Genomic DNA, 17278 nt, shown 5'->3' on the forward strand with positions numbered 1-17278 from the left:
GGAGCGGCGGTCAGGTGATCGAGGCGCGGCCCATCTCGGTGAGTTCGCCGCCCTCGTGCGGAGTCTCCCAGCGCACGTTGCAATCGCGCCCGGCGATCTCGACGGTGGCGATGGCGTTGTGGAACCAGGGGCCCTCGGTCATGCGCCACCGGATGGGCGGGACGGGCACCTTCGCGAGCTTCGCCAGCATCCGGAACGGGACGCCCGCCGCCCGCGAGTACGCGATGCGGTTCGCCCACTTGAACTTGCCCTGCAGCGGGTTGCGCAGCGGCGAGCAGACGACTTGGGAGATCTTCGAGTCGGTGCCCGGACGGGTGATCCGCGCCAGGTACGAGTAGTGGATGTCGCCGGACAGGAACGAGATGCTCGCCGGCGCCGGTCCGCGCTCGCCGCGTCCGACGGCGACCACGTCAGCGGCCACATCGCGGAACGAGCGCTCGAACGCGGCCCAGTGCTCGAGGTCGGCGGCCTGCCGGATCTTCTCGCCGAGCCCGGCGCCGCGCCTGCCCCAGGCTCCCTCGGCGACGGCCTCGTTCCACGACTCCGCGTGGTGGATCGCCATGGGGAGGAGGTAGGGGAGAGAACTCGCGATGAGGAGGTGGTCGACGCCGCCCTGGCACCGGCCGTCCAGCCACGCGAACTCCTCGTCGTCGAGCATGCCGCGGCGGTCCTGGGTGAGGAGCCGAGAGCACCGGCTGTCCACCACGATCAGGCGGGTGCCGCCCCAGTCATGGGCGTAGCTCCAGCGCGTACTGGCAGGGTCCTTGTCGGCCTTCTCCGCGAACGCGTCCAGGACGGCGCCGGCGTCGCCCGTGCTGTCGGACGCCTCGCGCAGCGCCGCGAAGAGGGGATCGGACGCGCGGTCCTGCGGCGACATGTTCCCGAGGTGCTGGTAGATCCAGTACGAGCCGATCCCGCCGGTGATGCGGTCCCTCCACCAGGGCTGCGCCCACATCTCCGTCCGCCACGCGTAGGAGGTGTTCCAGTCGTCCCGGATGTCGTGGTCGTCGAAGATCGTGAAGGTGGGGACGGTCGACAGCAGCCACCGCACCGCCGGGTCGCGGTGCCAGGCGAGCTGGTAGAGGAACGTGTAGTCCTCGAAGTCGGCGGCCTCGTCGGCGGGCGGCTCGTCCGGCCCGCGCCGTCCGCCGATGAACGCGCGCATCTCGTCGCTCAGCTCGTCGGCGTACACCTGGTCGCCGACCATGAGCAGGATGTCCGGCCAGGCGACCGCGTCGCCGCCGGTCCGCAGCCGCTCGGCGAAGGCGGAGAGCGCGTCGTGGCCGAACTCCTCCACGGTGCCGGGGGAGCGGCGGCAGGACCCGAACGAGATGCGCAGTTCCCCGTGGTCGCCGAGCGTCCTGATCTGGGACGGCGGGAACCCGTCGTCCTCCGGCCAGACGGTCTCGCCGTCGGTCAGCACCCGGTAGGGGACGCGGGCTCCCGGCGCGAGCCCGTCGATCTCGACGAGCGCGTAGTGGTGGCCGTGCGCGGTGAACGTCCTGGCCGACGCGTCGACACCGTGCTCCTCGCTGACGACCCGCACTACGCAGGGCCGTTCGGTCTCCACCCAGATCGTCGCGGTGCGGTGACTCACATGCCGGAGATGGGGCCCGAGTACCAATGCGCTCATAGAGGGTCTCTCTAGCGGACCGGACCCCGCCGCGTCCACTCCGCCCCGATCGGTCCCCGGGAGCCCGGGGACCGATCGGACCGTGACCGTTCTCCCGTCACTTACCGAGTCGGCAGGTGGCGAGTGTTTCGAGGCCGGTGGGTCGGGTTGTGGTGCGGCCGATGGCGATGGAGATGCGTTCGCTGGTTCAGCCGCGCAGGAGTTCGGCCTCCTTGCCGGCGTCCAGCCCCACCGCGGGACGGTCGGGGCGTTGCGGCGCCTGTCCGCCAATCGACCGGAGCCACTCCCAGGTGTCCGCGACCGTCTCCTGGACGGGCCTGCATCGCAGCCCCGAGGAAACGGCCTTGTCGACGTTGGCGCGGTGCATGGTGTCGTACGCCTCGCCGGGCGGGAGCCAGACGGGAAGGTCCGTCCACGGTTCGATGCCCGCTTCGAGGATCGCTTCCGGGGCCGTCCAGACGAGGTCGGCGTTCGACCCCGTCACGTGGATGCACGCCTCGAGCAGCTCGCTCATCGTCGTGTGGCCGGGCTCGCTGACCAGGTTGTACGGGCCGCCGAGCCCGCGCTCGACCGCACCCAGCGTCCAGATGGCGAGGTCCCTGGCGTCGATGTACTGCAACCCCGCGTCGCGTGGGCCGGGCGCGAGAACGGGGCCGCCCTTGGCGATGCGCCCCAACCACCAGGGCAGCCGTCCGATGTTCTCGTCGGGGCCCAGGATGAGACCCGCCCGCACCAGCAGGGCCTCGTCGCCGAACGCGCCGAGCGCCGCCAGCTCACCGCCGCGCTTGGCCGCCGCGTAGTCGACATCGCCGTCGTCCGGGGAGCCGTCCACGACGTCGGCGTCCTCCGCGAGCCCGCCCGGAGCGGGGAACCGGTAGACGGAACGGCTGGAGATATAGGCGTACCGTCCGACGCGTCCTGCGAGCAGTCGCGCGGCGTCGCGCACGGCCGAGGGAGCCGCCGACCAGGTGTCGACGACCGCGTCCCACTCTCCGTGACCGAGTGCCTTGAGGCCGCCTTCCGCCGTCCGGTCGCCGTGCAGCGAGGCGACCCCTTCGGGCGGCGCGTGGCGTCCCCTGTGGAAGACGGTCACGTCCCACCCGCGGGCGAGAGCCTCGTGGGTGATCGCGCGCCCGACGAACTCCGTCCCGCCCAGTATCAGAAGCCTCATGCCGAGAACTCTGCCTTCTGTACGTTCTGTACGGAACGTCTGCACGCTCTTGGCGTAATCGCCCCGCTCCCAAGATTCTTCCGCCGAGCCTGTCGAAATCGGCCGCGCCCGGTCGTCCGGCTGAACCGCGCCGTCGCCGTACGGCCCGGGGTTGTGGGTGGGTCGGAATGGGGCGGCCGGGATGGGCCGATTCTGCGTGCGCGGACGCTGTCACCGCGCTGACCGGTTCGGATACGGGGTGGTATTTATGCCCCGAAGGATCGTTCTTGTGGGGCTTTAACTGTTTGGTGTTGCGGGGCGCAAAGTTCTGGCTATGGTCGAGTTCCTGCAACTCTCATTCGGTGGGGGAATGAGTGCGCATTGACGACTGCCTTGCGCGGATGATGACGATTCCGGGCGCCCAGCGGGTGACCCTGGTGGACTGCGCCAGCGGCCTCGCCGTGGCGGCGGCGGGCCGGGAGGACCTCGTCGACCAGCACGAGGACGCGGCCGGCGCGACCGACGTGGTGCGCGCGGTGCTGGCGTCGCCGGCGCTCAGCGCGACCGCGGCGGGCGACGACATCGAGGAGATCATCGTTTGCGGCGCGGACGGGTACCACCTGTTGGCCCTCTCGGGAGCCGATATGGACGGCCATCTTTTCGTCCATTTACTGCTCGACCGCGAGAACGGAAATCTGGCGCTCGCGCGGCTGCGCGTGCAGGGCCTCGTCCAAGAAATGGCGGACGGCTGACATGCACGGCGACATTTGCGGCGTGCTCGGCGAGCTGGAGCGGGAAAAGCGCACCGGCGTGCTCCGCGTCGGCGGCGACGGAGCGTTCCACGTCGACCGCGGGGCCGTCGTCCGGGCCGAGAGCCGGCACGCGCCCGGTCCCGCCGACCTGCCCGGCGGCCCCGACCCGGAACTGCCGGCGCTGCTCGCGATGTTCGACGCCGCCTACTTCCTCCTCGGCTCGGCGGCCGAGCCGGTGTTCACCGAGGGGCCGCGCAGAGGCCGCCCCACGCGTGTCACCGTGGCGACGCTCGTGCACGAGCAGCGCCGGCGCCGCGCCCGCCTCGACGCGGCCTGGCCGGACGGGCGGGTCGACGCGGCCCCCGTCGTGCCGGTCCGGCGGGTGCGGCGGCAGCGCGTCATCCTGACCGGCGTCCAGGCGGAGATCCTGCTCAACGCCGACGGCCGCCGCACCCCCGCGCGGCTGGCGCGCGACCTCGGCCGGACGGCGTTCGGCTGCCTGCTCGCGGTCCGCGGGCTGGCCGCGGCCTCGCTCGTCCGGACCGATCCGCCGGACGCGCCGGCGGCGGCCCCGGCGGAGATCCCGGCCGAGTGGGCGCCGCCCGACCACGCCCTGCTCGACCGGCTCCGGACGGCGCTGGTGGAGCTCGGTTGACCGTGCCCGGGGCCGCGGGGGGCGGCCCGTGAGACGTCTGATCGAAAGGCTGGCGAAGGTGGCGAAACGAGCGGGGGCGGGGACGGCGGCGCGGGTCCCCGAGACCGAGGTGGCGGCGGAACTGCGGACGCTGCGGGCGCGCGTCCCGCAGCTCACCGGCAGCCTGGTCGCGTCGGCGGACGGGCTGCTCATCGCGCGGGACCTGCCCGACTCCGTCGAGCCGTCCGGGATGGCGGCGGTGACGGCGACGGGCCTGTCGCTGGCGCACCGGATCGCGCAGACCGCGCACGGCGGCGCCTTCCACGAGGTGGTGATCCGCGGCGTGGACGGCTACGTGGTCATCTACGCGGCGGGCCCGACCGCGTCCCTCACCGTCCTCGCGGCGCCGACCGTGAACGTGGGGCGGCTCCACCTGGAGTCGCGTCCGGCGGCCCGTGCCATCGCCGCGCATCTCGCCGGCACGCGCCGCACGTAACGACGAACCGTACGCAACGACACCGCACGCAACGACAGACCGGAAGGGGAATACGCATGTCCAACCTCGACCTCTCGCTGAAGGACATGATGGCGATCGACGGGGCCGTCGGCGCCGCCGTCGTCGACTACAACAGCGGCATGGCCCTCGGGCAGCTCGGCAGCTCCAAGGCCCTCGACCTGCAGGTCGCCGCCGCCGGGAACACCGAGGTGGTGCGGGCCAAGCTGCGCACCATGGAGCAGCTCGGCCTCAAGGAGGAGATCGAGGACATCCTCATCAGCATCTCCAGCCAGTACCACGTCATCCGCCCGGTGACCGGGCGCAAGGGCAAGGGCCTCTTCCTCTACATGGCCCTCGACCGGGGCCGCGCGAACCTGGCCCTGGCCCGGCACCGCCTCCGCGACATCGAGGAGAACCTGGAGGTGTGAGCCCGCGGCGGGCGGCCCGTCCACCGGTGCGCACACGGGGGACGGGCCGCCGCCGTCGGCGGGGCGGTCAGCTGTTGAGCAGGATCAGCATCTGCTTGATCTCGGCGGTCCGGGAATCCACGACGCGGTCGGCGAACGCCTTCGCGTCGGGGCTGGCGCCCTTGCTCTGCTCCGTCCGCGCCATCTCCACCGCGCTGCCCTGATGGCCGATGAACAGGTTGAGGAACGCGGGCTCGAACCCGGCGCCCTTCGTCTTCCGCAGGGCGCTGATCTCTTTGGCGCCGGTGGCGGGCGCGGCGCCGTGGTGCAGGTGCGTCTTCGCCGCCGCCTCGGACGTCGCCGGCTTCGACCACGTGCCGAGCCACGTCGTCATGAGCTTCAGCTCCTCCGTCTGCGTCGCGTCGACGGCCGCCGCGAGGGTCCGCACCTCCTTGCGCGGGGCGCGTTCGGCGGCCGTGCGCGCCAGCTGCAGGCCCTGCCGGTGATGGGCCACCATCATCTGCAGGAACACCACGTCCTGGTCGTTGTAGCCGGCGGACGGGGCGCTGGACGCGGCGCTCGCCGGCTTCGTCTCCGCCGGCTCGGCGCTGCACGCCGCCGGCAGGAGGGGCACGGCGAGGGCGGTCAGCAGGACGGCACGGCGCCGGGCGCTCACAGCGGCAGCCACAGGGCCAGCGTGAACTGCGACGGCTCCCAGCCCTGGAGGGCCGTGTGGCCCTGGCGGCAGCGGAACCGCGCGCCGTCGAAGGTCACGACGTCGCCCGTCTTGTACGTCACGCCCGCCTTCCACGTCCCGCCGGCCGCGGGCTCCCCGGTCGGCGCCGGAGCGCCCCCGCCGGGCGCGGGCGCCGGGGTCGTCGGACGGGTGGTGGGCGGCGCGCTGGGTTCCGGCGCCGGCTGCGAGCCGCCACCGCCTCCACCGCCGCCGATGGTGAGGTCGATGCAGCTGTAGAACGCGTTCGGGGTGTCGCCGATGTTCCACACCGCGAGGACGGTGTGCTTCCCGGGGAACGCGCCGAGGTCGATGTCGTGCGTCACGACCGCGTCCGGCTGCCGGTTCCCGCCGTCGACCGTCGCGACCTTGGTCCCGTCGACGAAGTACTCCCAGTTGGACGTGCGGTGCCGCGCGGTGAACACCCACCGGAACGGGACGGTCGTGCCGACGGACGCGGCCGGCCAGTCGCGGCTCTCGTCGGCCAGGACGGCGAACTGGCCGAGGCCGCCGTCGCAGCTCTTCAGCCCCTTCGGCCCCTCGACGCTCTGCGGCTCGAACCGGATGGGGCCGCAGTCGGGGACGGCGCCCGTCGCGCACAGCGCCTGCCGGCTCGGGGGCGCGGAGACATAGCCGTGCGCCGAGGCGGGGGCGGCGACGAGCACGGGCGCCGCGACGGCCGCCGCGGCGGCGAGGGGGTAGGCGACGGACCTGCGCATGGAGAACACTCCCAACGGTCGACCGCGGCCACCGGATTTCGGTGCGCCGCAATGCCGTGGGACGCTAGCGGCAATATCCCTAAAGAAACTTTAATAATCCTCGAAGGGACCGTGAAGGCGTCTCCGGAGGCCCTCGCCGGCGCGGCACGCTGGGGAAACGAGAACGGGCCGGCGCGCTGTGGCGCCGGCCCGCAGGACCCCGTGGGGCCCGGTCACTTCGTGGGGCCCGGTCACTTCGTGAGGCTGAGTCCGCTCTTCGGCTCGACCGTCAGCCGGTCGGCGGCCTCGTCCAGGTCGACGACGACCTCGTCGCCGTCGCGGACCTCACCGGAGAGCAGCTCGCGGGCGAGCTGGTCGCCGATCGCCGTCTGCACGAGGCGGCGCAGCGGGCGCGCCCCGTACAGCGGGTCGTAGCCGGTCAGCGCCAGCCACTCGCGGGCCGCCGGCGTGACCTCCAGCGTCAGCTGCCGGTCCGCGAGCCGGGCGGCGAGCGTGTCGACCTGCAGGTCCACGATGCGGGTCAGCTCGTCCGTCGACAGCGCGTCGAACAGGATCACGTCGTCCAGGCGGTTGAGGAACTCCGGCTTGAACGAGTTCCGGACGGCGTTCCACACCGCCTCCCGCTTCGCCCCGTTCTCCAGCGCCGGGTCGACGAGGAACTGCGACCCGATGTTGGACGTCAGGATCAGGATCGTGTTGCGGAAGTCGACCGTGCGGCCCTGGCCGTCCGTCAGCCGCCCGTCGTCCAGCACCTGGAGCAGGATGTCGAAGACCTCGGGGTGCGCCTTCTCCACCTCGTCCAGCAGGACCGCCGAGTACGGGCGGCGCCGGACGGCCTCGGTGAGCTGCCCGCCCTCCTCGTAGCCGACGTATCCGGGCGGCGCGCCGACCAGCCGGGCGACGCTGTGCTTCTCGGAGTACTCGCTCATGTCGATGCGGGTCATCGCCCGCTCGTCGTCGAACAGGAACTCCGCGAGCGCCTTCGCCAGCTCGGTCTTGCCGACGCCCGTCGGGCCGAGGAACAGGAACGAGCCGGTCGGGCGGTCCGGGTCGGAGATGCCCGCGCGGGCGCGGCGCACCGCGTCCGACACCGTGCGGACCGCGGCCTCCTGCCCGATCAGGCGCCTGCCCAGCTCGTCCTCCATGCGGAGCAGCTTCGCCGTCTCGCCTTCGAGGAGCCGGCCCGCCGGGATGCCCGTCCAGGACGCGACCACGTCGGCGACGTCGTCCGGGCCGACCTCCTCCTTGACCATCGCGTCGCGGTTCTCGGCCGCCTCCGACGCCTCCTCCAGCTGCTTCTCCAGCGCCGGGATCTCGCCGTAGGTGAGCCGCGCGGACGTCTCCAGGTCGCCGTCGCGCTGGGCGCGCTCCGCCTCGCCGCGCAGCTGGTCGATCGTCTCCTTGATCTCGCCGACCCGGTTCAGGCTCGCCTTCTCCTTGTCCCAGCGGGCGACGAGGCCGGTGAGGTGCTCCTGCTTGTCGGCGAGGTCCGCGCGCAGCCGGTCGAGCCGCTGCCGGGACGCCTCGTCGGTCTCCTTGGCGAGGTTCAGCTCCTCCATCTTCAGCCGGTCCACCGAGCGCTGCAGCTCGTCGATCTCCACCGGACGGGAGTCGATCTCCATGCGCAGCCGGGACGCGGCCTCGTCCACCAGGTCGATCGCCTTGTCCGGCAGGTACCGGGAGGTGATGTAGCGGTCCGACAGCGTCGCCGCGGCGACCAGCGCCGAGTCGTTGATCTGCACCTTGTGGTGCGCCTCGTAGCGGCCCTTCAGCCCGCGCAGGATCGCGATCGAGTCCTCGACCGTGGGCTCGCCGACGAACACCTGCTGGAAGCGGCGCTCCAGCGCGGCGTCCTTCTCGATGCGCTCGCGGTACTCGTCCAGCGTCGTCGCGCCGATCATGCGCAGCTCGCCGCGCGCCAGCATCGGCTTCAGCATGTTGCCGGCGTCCATCGCGCCCTCGGCCGCGCCCGCCCCGACGACGGTGTGCAGCTCGTCGATGAACGTGACGATCTGCCCCTCGGACTCCTTGATCTCGTTCAGGACGGCCTTCAGCCGCTCCTCGAACTCGCCGCGGTACTTCGCGCCCGCGACCATCGCGCCGAGGTCCAGCGAGACGAGCTTCTTGCCGCGCAGCGACTCGGGCACGTCGCCCGCGATGATGCGCTGCGCCAGGCCCTCCACGACCGCGGTCTTGCCGACGCCGGGCTCGCCGATGAGCACCGGGTTGTTCTTCGTCCGGCGCGACAGCACCTGCACGACCCGGCGGATCTCCGCGTCGCGGCCGATGACCGGGTCGAGCCGCCCGTCGCGGGCCGCCGCCGTCAGGTCGACGCCGTACTTCTCCAGCGACTGGTAGGTGCCCTCGGGGTTCTCGCTGGTGACGCGGGCGTGGCCGCGCACCTTCTCGAACGCGTCCAGCAGCGCCTGCGGCGTCGCGCCGAACTCCTTCAGCAGGCCCGCCGCCGGGCCGCCGTCCGCGGCGAGCCCGACCAGCAGGTGCTCGGTCGAGACGTACTCGTCCTCCAGCTGCTGCGCCCGGTTCGCCGCCGTGTTGATCGACCGCTGGAGCTGCGCGGCCAACCGCGGGGACGACACCGTCGACCCCTGCGCCCTCGGCTTCGCGGCGAGCTGCTCCTCGGCCCGCCGCCGGATCGCCTGCCAGTCGGCGCCGACCGCCTCCAGCAGCGGCACCGCCGTCCCGTCCGGCAGCGCGATCAGCGCCGCCAGCAGGTGCTGCGGCTCGACCTCGGGGTGCCCCTCGGCCGCCGCCCTGCGGACCGCGACCGACACCGCCTCCTGGCTCTTCTGCGTCAGCTTGTAGTCCATGTCCCGTCCCCGTGAAAGTGCTGTGCTTAGTGAGTTGCGGACTAGTCGGTGTTGCGCTCGTGCCAGACGACGACGCTGGTGTGCCTGATGGGCACCAGGTCGGCGCCGGGGGTGCCGGTCGGCTCCCCGTGCCGCCGCTGCTGTGCCAGCCGCGCCGCCACGGACCGGGTCGACTCGAGTTCGTTGGCGAGATCCTCCAGCGCGGCGTGCGCCTTCGCGAGCTCCTCGCGGAGCCGCACGTTGTCGCGCTGCAACTCCAGGATGTGCTTGATCCCGGACAGGTTGATGCCCTCCTCCTGCGAGAGCCGCTGGATCTCGCGGAGCATCACGATGTCGCGCATCGAGTAGCGGCGGCCCCGGCCCGCCGTCCGGCCCGGGCACACCAGCCCCATCCGGTCGTACGTCCGCAGCGTCTGCGGATGCAGCCCGGACAGCTGCGCCGCCACCGAGATCACATAGACCGGGGTGTCATCGCCGAAGGGGTCAGCGCTCATGGCTCACTCCGTTCGCCCGCGCCCGGGAGCACGCCGCGCCGCGTGTGGGCGTCATGCCTTCACTCCTGTCTGGCCTGCTGGAGGAGCTCGGTGCGGAGGTCCTCGCCGCCGCCCGACTCACGGAGCTTGGCCAGCGCCTCGCGGGACTGCTCGTCGAGCTTCCGCGGGACGTGCACGTCGACGGTCACGAGCAGGTCGCCCTTCGTCCCGTCCCGCCGGGTCGCGCCGCGGCCCTTCACCCGGAACTTGCGGCCGTTGGGCGTGCCCTCCGGCAGCTTCAGCGTGACGGGCTGCCCCTGGAACGTCGGCACCCTGATCTCGCCGCCGAGCGCCGCCTCCGGGAACGTGACCGGGACGGTCAGCGTCAGGTTGTCGCCGCTGCGGCCGAACACCGCGTGCGGGAGCACCTTGATGTGCACGTACAGGTCGCCGGCCGGGCCGCCGTTCTCGCCGGGCGCGCCCTTGCCCTTCAGCCGGATCTTCTGCCCGTCCGCGACGCCCGCCGGGATGCGGGCCTGGATCGTCCGGGTGCCGGTCGCGCGGCCGCTGCCGTGGCAGACCGGGCACGGGTCGTCGACGACTAGGCCCCGGCCGCGGCACTCCTTGCACGGCTCCTGGAAGCCGAAGTTGCCGAGGTTGCGGGTCTCGTGCCCGGTGCCCTCGCAGTTCGGGCACACCCGCGGCACCGTGCCGGCCTTCGCGCCCGTCCCGCGGCAGCTGTCGCACGCCGCCTCGCTGGTCAGCTTGATCGGGACGGTCACGCCGTTCATCGCGCGCCCGAACGACAGCGTCACCTCGGTCTCGACGTCCGCGCCGCGCCGCGCGCGCCGCGTGCCCGTCGTGCGGGTGCCGCCGCCCCGGCCGAACAGGCCGCCGAACAGGTCGCCGATGCGCTCACCGGCGCCGCCCGTCTGCGTCCCGCCGCCGGGCTGGCCGAACAGGTCGCCGAGGTCGAACCCGAAGCCGCCGCCGCCCTGCTGGCCGCGGAACCCGCCCGGCATCGACCGGACGGCGTCGTACTCCTTGCGGCGCTTCGCGTCGGACAGCACGTCGTAGGCCTCGGAGACCTCCTTGAAGCGGTCCTCGGCGTCGGAGTCGCCCTTGTTGGCGTCCGGGTGGTACTTGCGCGCCAGCTTCCGGTAGGACTTCTTGATCTCCTCCTGCGAGGCCGTCTTCGCGACACCGAGGACCTTGTAGTAGTCCTTCTCCAGGTAGTCCTTGGTGCTCACGGCGCCCCGCCTTCTGCTATCGCCACTTGCCACATGTCGTCCACGCCCCCGGCCGGGGCCCGCCGCTCGGGACGGGCCCCGCGGGGCTCATTCGCCGTCGTCGCCCGGCTCGCCGTCCGCCTCACCGGCGTCGGCGTCCGGGTCCGGGTCGGCCACCGCGACGCGCGCGGGCCGCAGGATCCGCTCGCCGATGCGGTAGCCGGGCTGGAGGACGTCCACCACGCTCGTCTCGGTCACCTCCGCCGAGAGCGAGTGCATGAGCGCCTCGTGCACGGTCGGGTCGAAGGGCTCGCCCTTCTCGCCGTACCGCTCCAGGCCGAGCTTGCCGGTGACCGCCTCCAGGCTCTCCGCGACGGACTTGAACCCGCCGGTGAGCTCGTCGTGGTCACGGGCGCGGCCGATGTCGTCCAGCACCGGGAGCAGTTCGGACAGCACCTGCCCGAGAGCCTGCTCGCGGACCGCGACCCGGTCCCGCTCGACCCGCCTGCGGTAGTTGTCGTATTCGGCCTTCAGGCGCTGGAGGTCGGCGAGGCGCTCCGACAGCTGCGTCTTCAGCGCGGACACCTCCTCGTCGGCGGCCCCGCCGGTCTGGTCGGCGCCCCCGTTCGCCGGGGCCTCCGGGGCCGGCGACTCCGCCGCCGACGCCCGGACCTCCCCTGTCTCGGGATCGATGCGCCGCTTGTCGCGGATCACCGGGCCCTCCTTCTCCTCGCCCTCGTCAGGGGAGGACGTCACGATGCATCACCCTTCGGCTTGTCCTCGTCCACGATCTCGGCGTCGACGACCTCGTCGTCCTGCGGGCCCTGGGCGTCGGCCGTGGGACCGTGGTCCTCGGCGCCGGCCTGCGCGCCCTCGGGGTTCTGCGCGTACATCGCCGCGCCCATCTTCTGGGAGACCTGCGCGAGCTTCTCGGCGCTGCCCTTGATGGCGTCGACGTCGGTGCCCTCCAGGGCCTTCTTCACCTCGGCGACCGCGTCGTTCACCTCGGTCTTCAGCTCCGCGGGGACCTTCTCGTCGTTCTCCCGCAGGAACTTCTCGGTCGAGTACGCGAGGGTGTCGGCCTGGTTGCGGACGTCGGCCTCCTCCTTGCGCTTGCGGTCCTCCTCGGCGTAGTCCTCGGCGTCGCGCATCATCTTCTCGATGTCCTCCTTCGGCAGCGCGCTGCCTCCGGTGATGACCATCGACTGCTCGCGGCCGGTGCCCTGGTCCTTCGCGCTGACGTTCACGATGCCGTTCGCGTCGATGTCGAAGGTGACCTCGATCTGCGGGACGCCGCGCGGCGCCGGCGGCAGACCGGTGAGCTGGAAGGTGCCGAGCTTCTTGTTGTACGCGGCGATCTCGCGCTCGCCCTGGTAGACCTGGATCTCCACGGACGGCTGGTTGTCGTCGGCGGTGGTGAACGTCTCCGACCGCTTGGTCGGGATCGTCGTGTTCCGCTCGATGATCTTGGTGAAGATGCCGCCCTTGGTCTCGATGCCGAGGCTGAGCGGGGTCACGTCCAGCAGCAGGACGTCCTTGACCTCGCCCTTCAGCACGCCGGCCTGGAGGCTGGCGCCGATCGCGACGACCTCGTCGGGGTTGACGCCCTTGTTCGGCTCCTTGCCGCCGGTCAGCTCCTTCACCAGGTCCGACACGGCGGGCATCCGGGTCGAGCCGCCGACCAGGACGACCTGGTCGATCTTGTCGACGGTGATGCCGGCGTCCTTCAGCACCGAGTGGAACGGCGCCTTGGTCCGGTCGAGGAGGTCGGAGGTCATCCGCTGGAACTCGCCCCGGGTGAGCTTCTCGTCCAGGTGCAGCGGGCCCTCGCTGGACGCGGTGATGTAGGGCAGGTTGATCTGCGTCTCGGACGAGCCGGACAGCTCGATCTTCGCCTTCTCCGCGGCCTCGCGCAGCCGCTGCAGCGCCATCTTGTCCTTGGACAGGTCGACGCCGTTGGCGTTCTTGAACTTCTCGACCAGCCAGTCGACGACCTTGTTGTCCCAGTCGTCGCCGCCCAGGTGGTTGTCACCGCTGGTGGCCTTCACCTCGACCACGCCGTCGCCGACCTCCAGGAGGGACACGTCGAACGTGCCGCCGCCGAGGTCGAAGACCAGGATGGTGGCCTCGTTCTCCTTCTCCAGGTGGTACGCCAGCGCCGCCGAGGTCGGCTCGTTGATGATGCGCAGGACGTTCAGGCCCGCGATCTGGCCGGCCTCCTTGGTGGCCTGCCGCTGGTGGTCGGAGAAGTAGGCGGGGACCGTGATCACCGCGTCGGTGACGGTCTCGCCCAGGTAGGACTCGGCGTCCCGCTTCAGCTTCTGCAGCACGAACGCGCTGATCTGCTGCGGGTTGAAGTCCTTGTCGTCGATCTTGGTCTTCCAGTCGGTGCCCATCTCGCGCTTGACCGACCGGATGGTGCGGTCCACGTTGGTCACCGCCTGGCGCTTGGCGACCTCGCCGACCAGAACCTCGCCGTTCTTGGCGAAGGCGACGACGGACGGCGTGGTCCGCGACCCCTCCGCGTTGGCGATGACGGTGGGCTCGCCGCCCTCCAGAATCGCGACGACCGAGTTGGTCGTCCCGAGGTCGATGCCGACCGCACGTGCCATGTTCTCGTCCTCCGTCGTTTCCGGTGTTATCGCAGCCCCGGTCGCCCCCAGGGCGCGGCCGGTTCGTCGTCTCCGTCTGCAAGGTTGCCCTGAGATCGACCTTCTTGTCAAATCACTTGAGTCAACCTCACTCAACTTTGCTGACGACCTCTACAACAGGACGATTGAGCCACCTATTCCGGTTCCCGGCATCGGCTCCATCCGGTCGGAGTTCGGCCGGACGGAGGAGGGCCTCCCGCCGCCGTCCCCCGCCAGGAGGACGCACCGCCTCGTCCGCACGACCCCCTCGGAACGCCGGCCTCTGACCGCGCACGCGCGGATCGCGGCCCGGCCGACGCCCGTGGCCGTGGCGCGCAGAGTCGGCCGAAAGCGGCAAACAATCCGATATGGGTGTCGAGAGTGGTCATGCTGTCCCGGTGAACGACAGCACCCCGAGGCCGCGCCTCGTCCTGCGGGCGGTCCTGGTCGCCGTGAGCGCCGCCGCCCTGGCCGCCTGCCAGTCCTCCGACGAGCCCGGCCCGGCGGCCCATGCGTCGCCGCCGGCCACGAGCGCCGCCCCCGCGCCGTCCCCGACCGCCCGGGAGCCGGTGCGCCTCGGGGTGACGGTGCCGACCACGAACGGCACGCAGGGACGGGCGCGGGTCACCGTGCTCGCCTACCGCCAGCCCTTGCGGCCTCGTCCGGGGCGGGGCGCTCCACAACGTGCGGGTCATGTGTACGCCGGGCTCGACGTCCGGGTCTGCGTCGACCGCACCGCCAGCGTCGAAAGGCTCGTCTGGACGCAGTGGAAGCTCGTCTACAGCGGGGGGCCCGCGACCTCCCCGGTGGCCTCCGCCGGCCAGGACTGGTTCTCGGTGCAGGTCTACCCCGCCGCCCGGTACGTGCGCGCGGGCCAATGCGTCCGGGACTGGATCCCGTTCGAGGTGCCGAAGGACAAGCGGCCTCAGCGGGTGGAGTTCACGCCCCAGAACGACTCCGGCCAGCCGGTCGACGGCGGACCCGGCTGGGCGCTCTAGGTTCCGTGCGCAGGCCGAGGTGAGCGCGGCCCTTCCGCAACGGGGCGCCAATGCCCTCCCGCCGGTGCACCCCGGGCGGAGGCCGTTCGGGCGTGGAGTCCCCCCGGCGATGCCCCGCCCGCCGTCCGGGCGGGGCATCGTGCCGTCGTGCCCCGGACGTGTCAGGACGTGAGGTCGTCCGGGGCGGTGCCGGACTCGGTCAAGGGGAGGGCCAGGGCGGCGCGTTCGGCCAGCCAGCCGCTCGGACGGTAGCGGGGGTCGCCGGTCGCCTCGTGCAGGCCGCGCAGGATCCGCAGGACGCGGCCGGCGCTCTCGTGGTCGCCCCACTCCAGCGGGCCGCGCGGGTAGCCGAGGCCGAGCCGGACGGCGGTGTCGATGTCCCGCGGCAGGGCGAGGCGCTGCTCGGCGATGCCGCAGCCCACGTTCACGATCGAGGTGACGAGCCGCTGCGCCACGGTCGCGGGGGCGTCGCGGACCACGGTCACGGCACGTCCGGTGGCGGCGAGGGCGGCGAGACCGGCGCGGCCCGCGTCCCTGTCCACGCCCGGATGGACGGCGACGGTGAGGCGCGTGAAGAACCCGCCGAGCGGGTCGACGCCCAAGGTGCGCTCCAGGGGAAGGCCCTCGGCGGCGGCCACGGTGCTCTGCCCGAACGGCGCGACGAGCACGACCGCGTCGGCCGACGGTCCTTCCCCGGACTCGACGTCCACTCCCGCTGTGGAGAGCAGCGCGCCCAGTTCTTCGCGGACGTCGCCGTGCACCCAGACTGGGCGCGGCTCCACCGCCGGGACGGTGACCTCCGGTGGCTCTTGCTTGGCGCCGTCCACGTACTTATAGAAGCCCTCGCCCGTCTTGCGTCCGTACAGGCCGGCCTCCATGCGCGCCCGCCCGATCCTGGACGGACGGAACCGCGGCTCGGTGTAGAACCCCGTCCAGATGGACTCCATGACCGGGTGCGACACGTCCAGGCCGGTCAGGTCGAGCAGCTCGCAGGGGCCCATCTTGAGACCCAGGACGTCCCGCGCGATGCGGTCGATGTCGACAGGCTCGGCGATCCCCTCCGACAGGATCTGCAGTGCCTCCGTCACCAGGCCGCGCCCGGCATGGTTGACGAGGAACCCGGGCGCGTCCGGGGCGATCACCGGTTCGTGCCCGAGGCGCCGGACGAGTTCGACCAGCGCGTCCGGGATCCACTCCGCCGTGCGCGCCCCCGGAATCACCTCGACGAGACGCATCAGCGGCACCGGGTTGAAGAAGTGCAGCCCCGCCACCCTGGACGGGTCGTCCAGGGCCGCCGCGATCGCCGTCACCGGCAGCGAACTCGTGTTGGTCACCAGGACCGTGTGCTTCGGGCACACCTTCTCCAGGGACCTGAACAGTTCGCGCTTGGTGTCGATGTCCTCCCGGACGGCCTCCACCACGAGGTCGCAGTCCTGGAAAGGGGTGAGCGGCTCCCCGACCGGGCGGAGCCGTCCCTTGGCGGCCTCCGCCTCCTCGGCGGTCATCCGGCCCTTGCGCACGAGCTTGTCGAACATGCCGCCGATGTACTCCGTCGCGGCGACGACGGCCTCCAGCCGGATGTCGGCCAACTCCACGGTCAGCCCGCCCGCCGCCGCGAGCTGCGCGATGCCGCGCCCCATCGCCCCGGTGCCGATCACCCGGACCGTCGTCACCTGCCGCGCCCACTGCTCCACCGTGGCCTCCTCGCCTCGTCCCTCCCAGGCATTCAACATGCATCCGGGGTCGGATCGGCGCCGAGGGGCCGAGGGGTTCGCGCGACGGCCTTGGCGCGGCGGTCAGGCGGCGGGCGGAGTCCAGGACGGGTCGCGGCCGGTCATCGCGATCAGGCGGTCGAGGGCGGGGGCGTCGGCGGGGACGTCCACGGCGGGGCCGAAGAGGCCGGGGACGCCCTTGCCGCCGCTCTGCTCGACCGTCGGGCCGACGAAGGCCAGGCAGGACTCGATCTCGTCCTCGCCGGCGTCGTAGGTCTGGCCGGTGGCGCGTGCGACGTCCCAGCCGTGCACGATGAGCTCGTTCATCGCGACGTGCCCGGCCTGCTCGCCGGGGAGGTCGATGCCCCCGGCGGCGGTCATGCCGGACCAGGCGTCCGGGGAGCGCCAGGCGGCGGCGAGCGCGTCGAGCCGCTCGGGCACGCGGGCCCGCCAGTCCGGGGCGAGGCTGGACGCGTCGGCGGACGGCGGCTGCGAACCGCCCTCCGGGAAGTCCTTCGCGGCGGCCCAGGTGAAGGCGAGCGCCAGCCCGTTCACGTGGTCGATCAGCGCGCCGAGGGACGTGTCCGCGCAGGGCGTCGGGGCGTCGAGCCGGTGGTCGGGGACGTTCGCCAGCAGGGCGGCCATGCGGCGGGCGGCGGGCTCAAGGTCTGGCATCGGGGTCATCTCGGTCCCTTCGTTCCACGTTCCGGTGGACGGGATCGCCCTGGACGGGCGGCGTCCTGTGGTATGGACTTCGGAACCCGCCGATACTCATCGGCGCCGGGAATCTCTAAGGTATGACGGGCGACACGGCCTCCGGGCGGTGCTTCCAGGGCCCCGGGAGGGGTTGGGAATGTGTTGACCAGGGCATGTGACGCATAAGC

The 17278-nt window shown here is 72.2% G+C and carries 16 protein-coding genes; 5 read left to right on the forward strand and 11 right to left on the reverse strand.

The features are described 5' to 3' along the window. Positions 1-10 precede the first annotated feature (10 nt). Both SM611_RS16290 and SM611_RS16295 read right to left on the reverse strand, forming a co-directional pair. Positions 11-1633: a DUF7800 domain-containing protein gene (locus tag SM611_RS16290; protein WP_371950381.1), complete on the reverse strand. Its 1623-nt coding sequence runs from the start codon at positions 1631-1633 to the stop codon at positions 11-13. A 187-nt stretch (positions 1634-1820) separates the two neighbouring features. Beyond that, on the reverse strand, positions 1821-2804 hold the full coding sequence (locus SM611_RS16295; protein ID WP_371950382.1) for an NAD-dependent epimerase/dehydratase family protein: 984 nt from the start codon (positions 2802-2804) through the stop codon (positions 1821-1823). Positions 2805-3157: 353 nt separating this feature from the next. Here SM611_RS16295 and SM611_RS16300 point away from each other — a divergent pair, with 353 nt between their 5' ends. Genes SM611_RS16300 through SM611_RS16315 form a run of 4 tightly spaced genes read left to right on the forward strand, consistent with a single transcriptional unit; the run spans position 3158 to position 5093 of the window. Continuing rightward, entirely contained in the window at positions 3158-3535 is a 378-nt protein-coding gene (locus tag SM611_RS16300; RefSeq protein ID WP_371950383.1) for a hypothetical protein, read from the forward strand. 1 nt (position 3536) lies between these two features. Beyond that, positions 3537-4190 carry a hypothetical protein gene (locus tag SM611_RS16305; protein ID WP_371950384.1) on the forward strand — a complete coding sequence of 218 codons (654 nt, stop codon included), beginning with the start codon at positions 3537-3539 and terminating at the stop codon, positions 4188-4190. A gap of 28 nt (positions 4191-4218) precedes the next feature. Next, positions 4219-4665: a roadblock/LC7 domain-containing protein gene (locus SM611_RS16310; RefSeq protein ID WP_371950385.1), complete on the forward strand. Its 447-nt coding sequence runs from the start codon at positions 4219-4221 to the stop codon at positions 4663-4665. A 56-nt stretch (positions 4666-4721) separates the two neighbouring features. Further along, positions 4722-5093, forward strand: a complete 372-nt coding sequence (locus SM611_RS16315; RefSeq protein WP_371950386.1) for a hypothetical protein — start codon at positions 4722-4724, stop codon at positions 5091-5093. 67 nt (positions 5094-5160) lie between these two features. Here the strand turns inward: SM611_RS16315 and SM611_RS16320 are convergent, their stop codons facing one another. The 7 genes from SM611_RS16320 to dnaK all read right to left on the reverse strand — a co-directional run bounded on the left by SM611_RS16320 (position 5161) and on the right by dnaK (position 13666). Continuing rightward, positions 5161-5760, reverse strand: a complete 600-nt coding sequence (locus SM611_RS16320) for a DUF305 domain-containing protein (RefSeq protein ID WP_371950387.1) — start codon at positions 5758-5760, stop codon at positions 5161-5163. Next, positions 5745-6524, reverse strand: a complete 780-nt coding sequence (locus SM611_RS16325; RefSeq protein ID WP_371950388.1) for a lytic polysaccharide monooxygenase — start codon at positions 6522-6524, stop codon at positions 5745-5747. The genes SM611_RS16320 and SM611_RS16325 overlap by 16 nt, the downstream gene beginning before the upstream one ends. A gap of 230 nt (positions 6525-6754) precedes the next feature. Continuing rightward, the gene (clpB, locus tag SM611_RS16330; RefSeq protein WP_371950389.1) at positions 6755-9352 is read right to left on the reverse strand and encodes an ATP-dependent chaperone ClpB; all 2598 of its coding nucleotides are present in this window, start codon (positions 9350-9352) and stop codon (positions 6755-6757) included. Positions 9353-9393: 41 nt separating this feature from the next. Then, complete coding sequence (locus SM611_RS16335) at positions 9394-9846, reverse strand: heat shock protein transcriptional repressor HspR (RefSeq protein WP_371950390.1); 453 nt, start codon at positions 9844-9846, stop codon at positions 9394-9396. A gap of 59 nt (positions 9847-9905) precedes the next feature. Further along, a complete protein-coding gene (dnaJ, locus tag SM611_RS16340; RefSeq protein WP_371950391.1) occupies positions 9906-11075 on the reverse strand; it encodes a molecular chaperone DnaJ in 1170 nt (389 codons plus the stop codon). Positions 11076-11162: 87 nt separating this feature from the next. Then, positions 11163-11810, reverse strand: coding sequence for a nucleotide exchange factor GrpE (gene grpE / locus SM611_RS16345; protein WP_371950392.1), 648 nt, complete (start codon positions 11808-11810; stop codon positions 11163-11165). After that, a complete protein-coding gene (gene dnaK, locus SM611_RS16350) occupies positions 11807-13666 on the reverse strand; it encodes a molecular chaperone DnaK (RefSeq protein ID WP_371950393.1) in 1860 nt (619 codons plus the stop codon). The genes grpE and dnaK overlap by 4 nt, the downstream gene beginning before the upstream one ends. 416 nt (positions 13667-14082) lie before the next feature. Between dnaK and SM611_RS16355 the strand changes: the two genes are divergently transcribed. Continuing rightward, the gene (locus tag SM611_RS16355) at positions 14083-14682 is read left to right on the forward strand and encodes a hypothetical protein (protein WP_371950394.1); all 600 of its coding nucleotides are present in this window, start codon (positions 14083-14085) and stop codon (positions 14680-14682) included. A gap of 161 nt (positions 14683-14843) precedes the next feature. Here the strand turns inward: SM611_RS16355 and SM611_RS16360 are convergent, their stop codons facing one another. Beyond that, positions 14844-16415 carry a 3-hydroxyacyl-CoA dehydrogenase gene (locus tag SM611_RS16360; protein ID WP_371950395.1) on the reverse strand — a complete coding sequence of 524 codons (1572 nt, stop codon included), beginning with the start codon at positions 16413-16415 and terminating at the stop codon, positions 14844-14846. Positions 16416-16478: 63 nt separating this feature from the next. Continuing rightward, on the reverse strand, positions 16479-17078 hold the full coding sequence (locus SM611_RS16365) for a TIGR03086 family metal-binding protein (protein ID WP_371950396.1): 600 nt from the start codon (positions 17076-17078) through the stop codon (positions 16479-16481). Positions 17079-17278: the final 200 nt, after the last annotated feature.

This window comes from Actinomadura monticuli (assembly GCF_041463655.1).
In the GTDB taxonomy this organism is placed as follows: domain Bacteria; phylum Actinomycetota; class Actinomycetes; order Streptosporangiales; family Streptosporangiaceae; genus Spirillospora; species Spirillospora monticuli.

What these genes read in the sequence shown, in the direction of transcription:
- SM611_RS16360 (WP_371950395.1), bottom strand. Translation starts at nt 16,415, where the DNA reads ATGTTGAATGCCTGGGAGGGACGAGGCGAGGAGGCCACGGTGGAGCAG.
- dnaK (WP_371950393.1), bottom strand. Translation starts at nt 13,666, where the DNA reads ATGGCACGTGCGGTCGGCATCGACCTCGGGACGACCAACTCGGTCGTC.
- SM611_RS16305 (WP_371950384.1), top strand. Translation starts at nt 3,537, where the DNA reads ATGCACGGCGACATTTGCGGCGTGCTCGGCGAGCTGGAGCGGGAAAAG.
- SM611_RS16325 (WP_371950388.1), bottom strand. Translation starts at nt 6,524, where the DNA reads ATGCGCAGGTCCGTCGCCTACCCCCTCGCCGCCGCGGCGGCCGTCGCG.
- clpB (WP_371950389.1), bottom strand. Translation starts at nt 9,352, where the DNA reads ATGGACTACAAGCTGACGCAGAAGAGCCAGGAGGCGGTGTCGGTCGCG.
- SM611_RS16315 (WP_371950386.1), top strand. Translation starts at nt 4,722, where the DNA reads ATGTCCAACCTCGACCTCTCGCTGAAGGACATGATGGCGATCGACGGG.
- SM611_RS16335 (WP_371950390.1), bottom strand. Translation starts at nt 9,846, where the DNA reads ATGAGCGCTGACCCCTTCGGCGATGACACCCCGGTCTATGTGATCTCG.
- SM611_RS16365 (WP_371950396.1), bottom strand. Translation starts at nt 17,078, where the DNA reads ATGACCCCGATGCCAGACCTTGAGCCCGCCGCCCGCCGCATGGCCGCC.
- SM611_RS16295 (WP_371950382.1), bottom strand. Translation starts at nt 2,804, where the DNA reads ATGAGGCTTCTGATACTGGGCGGGACGGAGTTCGTCGGGCGCGCGATC.
- SM611_RS16290 (WP_371950381.1), bottom strand. Translation starts at nt 1,633, where the DNA reads ATGAGCGCATTGGTACTCGGGCCCCATCTCCGGCATGTGAGTCACCGC.